Origin of the sequence: Solihabitans fulvus (genome assembly GCF_008386585.1) — a bacterium.
Taxonomy (GTDB): domain Bacteria; phylum Actinomycetota; class Actinomycetes; order Mycobacteriales; family Pseudonocardiaceae; genus Solihabitans; species Solihabitans fulvus.
In genome coordinates, this window is sequence record NZ_VUOB01000458.1 from 1 (window position 1) to 279 (window position 279).

Genomic DNA, 279 nt, shown 5'->3' on the forward strand with positions numbered 1-279 from the left:
CGGACGTGCGGGGACTGCCCGAGGTGGGCATCGACGACGGCTTCTTCGCGCTCGGCGGCCATTCCCTGCTGGCCCCCAGGCTGGTCAGCCGGATCCGGTCGGCGCTCGGCGTGGAACTCGCGGTGCGTAGCCTGTTCGAGGCGCCGACCGTGGCCAAGCTCGCGACTTCGCTCGGCAACGCCGCCACCGCGCGGCAGACGCTGCGCCCGATGGCCAGGCCCGAGCGCGTGCCGATGTCCTACGGCCAGCGCAGGCTCTGGTTCCTCAACCGGTTGGAGG

1 protein-coding gene is annotated in these 279 nt (G+C 72.8%); it reads left to right on the forward strand.

Annotated features, from left to right (window positions below; translation table 11 throughout):
- The coding region (locus tag F0L68_RS42030) for a phosphopantetheine-binding protein (protein ID WP_149855505.1) at nt 1–279 on the forward strand (279 nt) is incomplete at both ends.